The sequence below is a fragment of the Actinomycetospora atypica genome (assembly GCF_042653685.1).
GTDB lineage: Bacteria > Actinomycetota > Actinomycetes > Mycobacteriales > Pseudonocardiaceae > Actinomycetospora > Actinomycetospora atypica.
This window is the reverse complement of the sequence record NZ_JBHSIV010000037.1, coordinates 42,635-49,604: the sequence shown is the minus strand read 5'-3', so window position 1 is coordinate 49,604 and position 6,970 is coordinate 42,635. Positions and strand designations below refer to the sequence as shown.

At 76.4% G+C, this 6,970-nt stretch carries 8 protein-coding genes; 3 read left to right on the top strand and 5 right to left on the bottom strand.

Going from position 1 to position 6,970, the window contains the following annotated elements; all coding sequences use genetic code 11:
- Both ACFPBZ_RS24890 and ACFPBZ_RS24885 read right to left on the bottom strand, forming a co-directional pair.
- Positions 1-755 (bottom strand): BadF/BadG/BcrA/BcrD ATPase family protein (locus ACFPBZ_RS24890; RefSeq protein WP_378038807.1); only part of this gene is annotated, 755 nt, incomplete at its 3' end.
- Complete coding sequence (locus ACFPBZ_RS24885) at positions 752-1,546, bottom strand: GntR family transcriptional regulator (protein ID WP_378038806.1); 795 nt, start codon at positions 1,544-1,546, stop codon at positions 752-754. The genes ACFPBZ_RS24890 and ACFPBZ_RS24885, both read right to left, overlap by 4 nt.
- Before the next feature lie 49 nt (positions 1,547-1,595).
- On the opposite strand from ACFPBZ_RS24885, the gene ACFPBZ_RS24880 reads away from it, so the two are divergent.
- Positions 1,596-2,174: an MOSC domain-containing protein gene (locus ACFPBZ_RS24880; RefSeq protein ID WP_378038805.1), complete on the top strand. Its 579-nt coding sequence runs from the start codon at positions 1,596-1,598 to the stop codon at positions 2,172-2,174.
- Here the strand turns inward: ACFPBZ_RS24880 and ACFPBZ_RS24875 are convergent.
- Positions 2,165-3,601 carry an MFS transporter gene (locus ACFPBZ_RS24875; RefSeq protein ID WP_378038810.1) on the bottom strand — a complete coding sequence of 479 codons (1,437 nt, stop codon included), beginning with the start codon at positions 3,599-3,601 and terminating at the stop codon, positions 2,165-2,167. The two genes, ACFPBZ_RS24880 and ACFPBZ_RS24875, sit on opposite strands and share 10 nt — an antisense overlap.
- Before the next feature lie 44 nt (positions 3,602-3,645).
- Between ACFPBZ_RS24875 and ACFPBZ_RS24870 the strand changes: the two genes are divergently transcribed.
- Positions 3,646-4,362: a TetR/AcrR family transcriptional regulator gene (locus ACFPBZ_RS24870; protein WP_378038804.1), complete on the top strand. Its 717-nt coding sequence runs from the start codon at positions 3,646-3,648 to the stop codon at positions 4,360-4,362.
- Between the two features lie 106 nt (positions 4,363-4,468).
- Positions 4,469-5,749, top strand: coding sequence for an acetyl-CoA hydrolase/transferase family protein (locus ACFPBZ_RS24865; protein WP_378038803.1), 1,281 nt, complete (start codon positions 4,469-4,471; stop codon positions 5,747-5,749).
- Positions 5,750-5,753: 4 nt separating this feature from the next.
- Here ACFPBZ_RS24865 and ACFPBZ_RS24860 read toward each other — a convergent pair whose 3' ends face one another.
- Both ACFPBZ_RS24860 and ACFPBZ_RS24855 read right to left on the bottom strand, forming a co-directional pair.
- A complete protein-coding gene (locus tag ACFPBZ_RS24860; RefSeq protein WP_378038802.1) occupies positions 5,754-6,182 on the bottom strand; it encodes a hypothetical protein in 429 nt (142 codons plus the stop codon).
- A 29-nt stretch (positions 6,183-6,211) separates the two neighbouring features.
- Entirely contained in the window at positions 6,212-6,949 is a 738-nt protein-coding gene (locus tag ACFPBZ_RS24855; protein WP_378038801.1) for an IclR family transcriptional regulator, read from the bottom strand.
- Positions 6,950-6,970 lie beyond the last annotated feature (21 nt).

Below are 6,970 nucleotides of genomic sequence, written 5' to 3'. Positions count from 1 at the left end.
GGCGCGTGCAGGGCCAGGCCCGCGGCGCGCAGCGGGGCGGCGAGGGCCGCGGCGAGCTCGCCGACCAGCGCCACCGGGCCGGTGCCCGCCGCCCCGGCGGTGGTGACCAGCGCGTCCACCGCCTTCCCGACGATCTCCGTGGCCACCGCATCGCCGGCGGCCGCCGCGTCGAGCCCGGCGGGCGACGAGCTCGCGAGGTCGGTGGCGGTCCCCGGCCGTCCGCGGGCCTGGAGGTCGCGGGCGGGCCCGGTCAACGTGGTGGCCGGGCCGGCGTCGTCGAGCGCCCGCAGCGCCGCCCGCAGCCCGTCCTGCCCGATCCGGGCGCCGCCGCCCTCGTCGCCGAGGAGCAGCCCGTGGCCGTCGACGCGGCGCAGCGCCCCGGCGGGGGAGACCCCGAGCGCCACCGCGCCGGTCCCCACGACGAGCACCACGCCCGAGCCGCCGTCGAACGCCCCGGCGTGCCAGGCGACGACGTCGGAGGTCACCGCGACCTCGTCGGGCGGCCGGGCCCAGCCGCCGGTGAGGGCCTCGGCGAGCTCCGCGGCATCGTCGGGAAGGGCCATCGCGCCCGGCACCCCGACGGCGAGGGACCAGGGTCCGGGTGGGATGTCCCCGACCGCGCCCCGCAGCACCGCGGCCACCCCGCCCGCGCCGCCCGGGTCGCCGAGCCCGGCGCCGGTCGTCGTGACGCGGCGTCCGCCGGGATGCACCACTCGAGCGCCGGACCGACCCAGGTCGACCGCCACCAGGCTCACACGCGCTCTCCGGAGACGACGGTCGAGCTCCGCTCAGGCGTTCCATCTCCCACCCCGATGGTCGAGCTCCGCTGCGCTCCGTCTCCCGGCGGGATGATGTCCATCTCGATGAGGTAGCGGTCGCCCCGGGCCAGCGACTCGACGCGTTCCACCACCTCGCCCCGCTGGTCGCGCGAGGTGCGGACGAAGCGCAGGGCCGGGGCGCCCGGGGCGACGCCGAGCAGGTCGGCGTCGCGGGCCGTGAGGACCACCGGCGCCACCGACTGCGTGCCCGACCGGATCCGGCGGCCGAACCGGTCGAGGAGGATCTCGTAGTACGACGACGGGCCGTCGAGGTCGTCGCCCGTCAGCCCCGGGACCCGCGCGGACGGGACGTGCAGAGTCTCGAGGGTCATCGGGTCGCCGTCGGCGAGGCGCACGCGGCACACCCGCAGCACCGTCTCGCCGCCCGGCATCTCCAGGCGCGCGGCGAGGTCGGTGTCGGCGGTGACGGTGTCCCACCAGAGCAGCCTCGAGGAGGGCTCGAGGCCCCGGCGGCGCATGTCGTCGCCGAACGAGGTGGCCATCAGCGGCTGGGCCACGGCGGGCCGGCGCACGAAGGTGCCCGCGCCGTGGCGGCGCTCGACGACGCGGCGCGTCATCAGCTCCTCGAGGGCCTTGCGCACGGTGGCCCGCGAGACGCCGAACCTCGTCGACAGGTCCCGCTCACCTGGCAACATGGCTCCGGGACCGAGTTCGGCGCAGAGCGCGGCGACCTTGGCGCCCACTTCCGTCGATCTCGTCACCGCCATCCGCAGAGGTATAGACCTCTGTCCGGCGTGAAGCAAGAGGTACGTACCTATGCAGATCGTCCGCTTCGTCCTGTCGTCGCGGCACGCGTACGAGGGGCGGCCGTCGGACGGCCCGACCCCCGCCGAGACCTGGTCGCCGGAGGCCATCGAGCTGCGCGCCGGGCACGGCGTGGTCGGCGACCGCTACGCCGGGCACCGGGCGCACCGCGACGCGGCGCTGACGATCATCGCGGCGGAGGCGCTCGAGGCGGTGGCCGCCGAGCTCGGCGTCCCGCCGTTCGACCCGGCGCTCGCCCGCCGCACCGTGGTGACGCGCGGGCTGGACGTGGAGCGGTTGCGGGGCACCGACGTGCTGCTCGACTCCGGCGACGGCCCGGTCCTGCTCGGCGGCCGCCGCCCCGCCGCCCCGTGCGGCTGGATGGACGAGGTGCTGGCGCCGGGGGCGCACCCGCTGCTGCGCGGCCGCGCCGGGGTGCGGTTCGCGGTGCTCGGCAGCGGGATCCTGCGGGTCGGGCCCCTGAGCGTCACCTATCCGGAGCGCGACACCCTCTTCCCCGACGACGAGTTGCTCGCCGCGCGTCTCGACCCCGCGCGGGCCGCCGTGGGCACCCGGCGTCGTCAGGCCTGAGCCCGGCGGGTGCGCAGGATCGCCCACCCGACGAGCCCCGCGGCGAGCACGGTGAGGACGGAGCCGGCGACGAGGACGGCCTCGTCGAACTCCGCGGTCTGTGCCGGGGTCCAGCCGGACGAGGCGATGCTGCCGGTGAACAGCGCGGCGAGGACCGTGCCGGCGACGGCGATCCCGATGCCGGAGGTGACCTCGGTGGCGGTGTCGGTGAGCGCCGCGCCGATCGAGGTCCGGTCGGACGGCAGCCCCCGCAGCACGTTCACCGCGGCGACGGCGCCGGCGACGCGCAGCCCGGCGGCCACCAGGGCCAGGGCGAGCGCGACCGCGACGTAGCCGAGGCGGCCGAACAGCGTGAACCCGGCGAGCCCGGCGACGATCGCGACCGCGCCGAGCCACGCGGCCCGGTCGATCCCCACCCGCTGCACGAACGGCTGGACGAACGGCCCGGCGCCGATGAGCACGGCGACCTGCGGCAGCATCCCGAGGGCGGCCTGCGTGGGCGTCCACCCCCAGTCGAGCTGGAGCTGCAGGGTCACCAGGTAGCCGGTGCCGGCCACGGCGAGCCCGGCGGCGGCCTTGTAGGCGAGGCCGCTCGAGACCAGCGGGCGGGCGACGAGCGCGAGGTCGAGCAGCGGGTGGCGTGCCGTGCGCTCGCGCACCACGAACCCGATCGCCGCGACGACGGCGGCCGCCGCGACCGTCCACGGCTCCCACGACCCGGTGCCCCGCTCGACGAACAGCGTCGGCGCGACGAGGGCCAGCACGATCGTCGCGGTGCCGAGCACGGCGCCGAGGACGTCGACGGGGTCGCGGTGGAGGTCGGCGGGGTCGTCGGGCGCGATCCCGAGCCGGATGCCGACGAACGCGAGCACCGCGATCGGCACGTTCACCAGCAGGAGGACCTGCCACGGGGCGACCGCGAGGACGAGGCCGCCGGCGGTGGGCCCGACCGCGAGCCCGACGAGCCCGACGGTGGAGATGAGGGTCATGGACCGGAGCCAGAGGGCCTCGGAGTCGAAGAGCCGGAAGGCCAGGGCGATCGACCCGGGCGTCGTCATGGCCGCCGCGACGCCCATGACCGCGCGGACCGCGATCAGCTCCTCCGGGGTGTTCACGGCGGCGGTGGCCAGGCTCGCGAGCGCCAGGAGCACCAGCCCGACGAGCATCAGCCGACGCCGGCCCGACCGGTCGGCGAGCGCGCCGAACACCAGCATCAGGCCGCCGAACACCACGCCGTAGGCGCCGGTCACCCACTGCAGCGCGACGGTCGAGGCGTGCAGCTCGCTCCCGATGGTCGGCAGGGCGACGGTGAGGATCGAGTTGTCGAGCATCTCGACCAGGAACACCGCCGAGAGCCCGGCCAGGGCCACCCAGGCCTCGCGGAGCGAGCGGGGGGCGGCGGTCGGCCGCGTCGTCGTCACGAACATCGTTCTACGCACGAACGTTGTTCGCGTCAAGCTAGGGTGGGGGCGTGAACCCGAGGGAGCGCCGTGCGGCCCGCCACCGGCCGGTCGCGGACGAGGCCGGGTCCCGGCCGCGGCGGCGGGCCTCGCCGATCACCGTCGACCAGGTCGTCGACACCGCCCTGGGCGTGATCGCCGCCGAGGGCTACGAGGCCCTGACGATGCGGCGGCTCGCCACCGCGCTCGACACCGGCCCGGCCTCGCTCTACGCCCACGTGGTCAACAAGGCCGACCTCGACGAGCTGCTGATCGGGCGGCTCTGCGCCGATCTGGTGCTCCCGGAACCCGACCCGGCGGCCTGGCGCGACCAGATCCAGGGGGTGTGCGCCCAGCTGCGCGACCAGTTCCTGCGGTTCCCCGGCATCTCCCGCGGCGCGCTCGCCATGGCCCCCACCGACCCCGAGACGCTGCGGGTCAACGAGGGGATGCTCGCGATCCTGCTGGCGGGCGGGGTCGCCCCGCAGACCGCCGCCTGGGCGATCGACGCCCTCCTGCTCTACGTCGCCGCCTACTGCCTGGAGGCCTCGATCGCCCGGCAGCGGGCCGCCCACCCCGACGACGCCTGGGTGCTCGACCGCGACGAGCTCACCCGCCGGCTCGCCGCCCTCCCGGCCGCGTCCTACCCCCACACCGTCCGGCACGCCGCCGTGCTCACCGCGGGGGAGGGGCACGACCGGTTCGACTTCACGGTCGGGCTGATGGTCGGCGGCCTCCCGCCGGGCTGAGGGCCCGCGGGTGCGAGCGCGCGACGCCACAGCAGCTGCCCGGGTGGGCGGGCGCCCGGCCGGGAACGCTGGCGGGACCGCCCGACGACCGAGGGAGACCCCACCGATGACCGGCCCGCTGGGCACCGAGGACGCCGCCCGCCGCCTGCTCGACCTGATCCCGGCCGGCGCCGACGTGATCGTCCCGATCGGGCAGGGGGAGCCGCTGACGCTGCTCGACCTGCTGGAGGAGCACGCCGGGGAGCTCGAGGGTGTGCGGATCCACCGCATGGACCCGTTCGTCGAGCGGCCCTACATCCGCGGCGAGTTCGGCGACCACCTGCGCCACGTCGACTACTACCTCGGGCCGGGCTCGCGGCAGGCCTACCGCGACGGGCTCTGCGACCTGGTGCCCAACCACTTCTCGGAGATGCCGCTGCTGCTCGCGCAGGCCACGAAGCGCACGGTGGTGCTGGCCGCGGCGGCGGGTCCCGACGAGCAGGGCCGGTTCAGCCTGGGCACGAACGCGGACTACGTCGCCTCGATGATCGGCGAGGTCCCGTTCGTCCTCGAGGCCACCTCGGCGATGCCCTTCACCCACGGCGAGAACCTGCTGCGCCCGGACCAGGTCGCCGCCTGGATCGCCACCGACCGGCCGCTGCCGCCGGTGCGCCACCGGACGCCCTCGCCGGCCGACCACACGATCGCCGGGCTGGTGGCCGACATGGTGCCCGACGGCGCCTGCCTGCAGATCGGGGTCGGCGGCACCCCCGACGCGGTCACCGCGGCTCTCACCGGGCACCGCGACCTCGGCATCCACACCGAGTGCCTCGCCGCCGGGCTCGCCCGCCTCGTCGACCTCGGGGTGGCCACCGGGGCACGCAAGTCCCAGCGCCCGGGCGAGCACGTCACCACGTTCTCCATCGGCGACGAGTCCCTGCACCGCTGGCTCGACGGCCGCACCGACGTCTCGTTCCTGCCCGTCGAGTGGACCAACGACCCGCGGGTGGTAGCGCGCGAGCCGAACTTCGTCTCGATCAACGCGACCACCGAGGTCGACCTCATGGGGCAGGCGGCCAGCGAGACCATCGCGGGCCGGTACTGGTCGTCCTCGGGCGGGCAGGCCGACTTCGCCCGCGGGGCGATGTACTCCGAGGGCGGCCGCGCGTTCCTGGTCACCCACGCCGCGACCTCGTCGGGAATGTCGCGGATCCGGGCGCAGCTCACCCCGGGCAGCGTGGTGACGACCCTGAAGAACACGGTCGACCACGTGGTCACCGAGTACGGCGTGGCGTCCCTGCGCGGCCGCTCGATCGCCGAGCGCGCCCGCGAGCTGATCGCGATCGCCGCGCCGGAGCACCGGGAGGACCTGCGAGCCGAGGGCCGGCGGTTCGGGATCCTGCCGTGACCGCTCAGGCGGCGACCAGCACCATGGCCGCCGCGACCACCCCGCCGGCGCTCCAGGCGAGCACCCGCCACCAGTTGGTGCGGACGAGGCGGGCCAGGACCTCGTCGTCGTAGCCCCGCGAGAGGCGCTGGTGGCACGGCACGGAGACCAGCACCGTCACCGCGACGGTGGCCGCCCCGCACACCCCGGCGACGGCGGCCAGCCAGAACGGCACGCCCTCGGGGCGGCGCACCAGGAGCACGGCGGTGGTGATGCCCTGCACCGCCCACGGGCCCGACACGACGAAGGACATCAGCCGGGTGTGGCGGTCGTGCCACTCGGTGAACGCCGCCCGGTCGATCCCGGCGAAGCCGGGGTAGACGAGCACCTGCACCACCCAGACCAGCCCGACGCAGAACCAGACGGCGGCCAGGTGGACGACGAGCAGGGGCACGTCCGCGGGGTGCCTCCGGCATGTGAGCACTAATCCGTGCCGGGACACGGATTAGTGCTCACGGGCGCGAAGCGCCCCTGTATCTCCGCCGCCGCCTCCACCGTCGCGGCCGCGAGCGCGGGCAGGGAGCGCCGCACCCGGGCGGCGGGCCCCGAGACGTTGACCGCGGCCACCACCCCGCCGTGCAGGTCGCGGACCGGGGCGGAGGCGCCGGCGAGGCGGGGGTCGAGCTCGCCGTCGACCACGGCGAGGCCGTCGGCGACCACCCGCGCCGCGATCGCCCGGTCGAGCCCGCGGGCGGCGAGCCGGCGCCCGAGCCCGGCCTCGTCGCGGAAGGCGAGCAGCACCCGGCCCGCCGAGCTGATCTCGACCGGGACCTCGGAGACGTCGAAGGCCAGCCGGGGCGGCGTGCCGTCGCCGGCGGCGGTGAGGACGGTCGCGACGGCGTCGCCGTGCAGCCGGCACAGGTGGGCGCCCACCCGCAGCCGGTCGGCCAGGGTCGCGAGGACCCGCCCGGCGGTGCGGACGAGGCGGGCCTCCGTGGTCCGCGCGGCGAAGGCGTAGAGCCGCCACCCGAGGGCGTAGCGCCGGCTCGTCGGGTCGCGCTCGACGAGCCCCTCGGCGGCCAGGGCGGCGAGCGCGCGGCTGACCTGCGACTCGGTGCGGCCGGTCATCGCCGCGAGCCGGGCGACACCGAGCCCGGCGGCCTGGGCCTCGGCCGTGGCGAGCGCGTCGAGGAGGTCGACGTCGCGCCGCAGACCCTCCACCCGGTCAGGGTACTTGCGCTC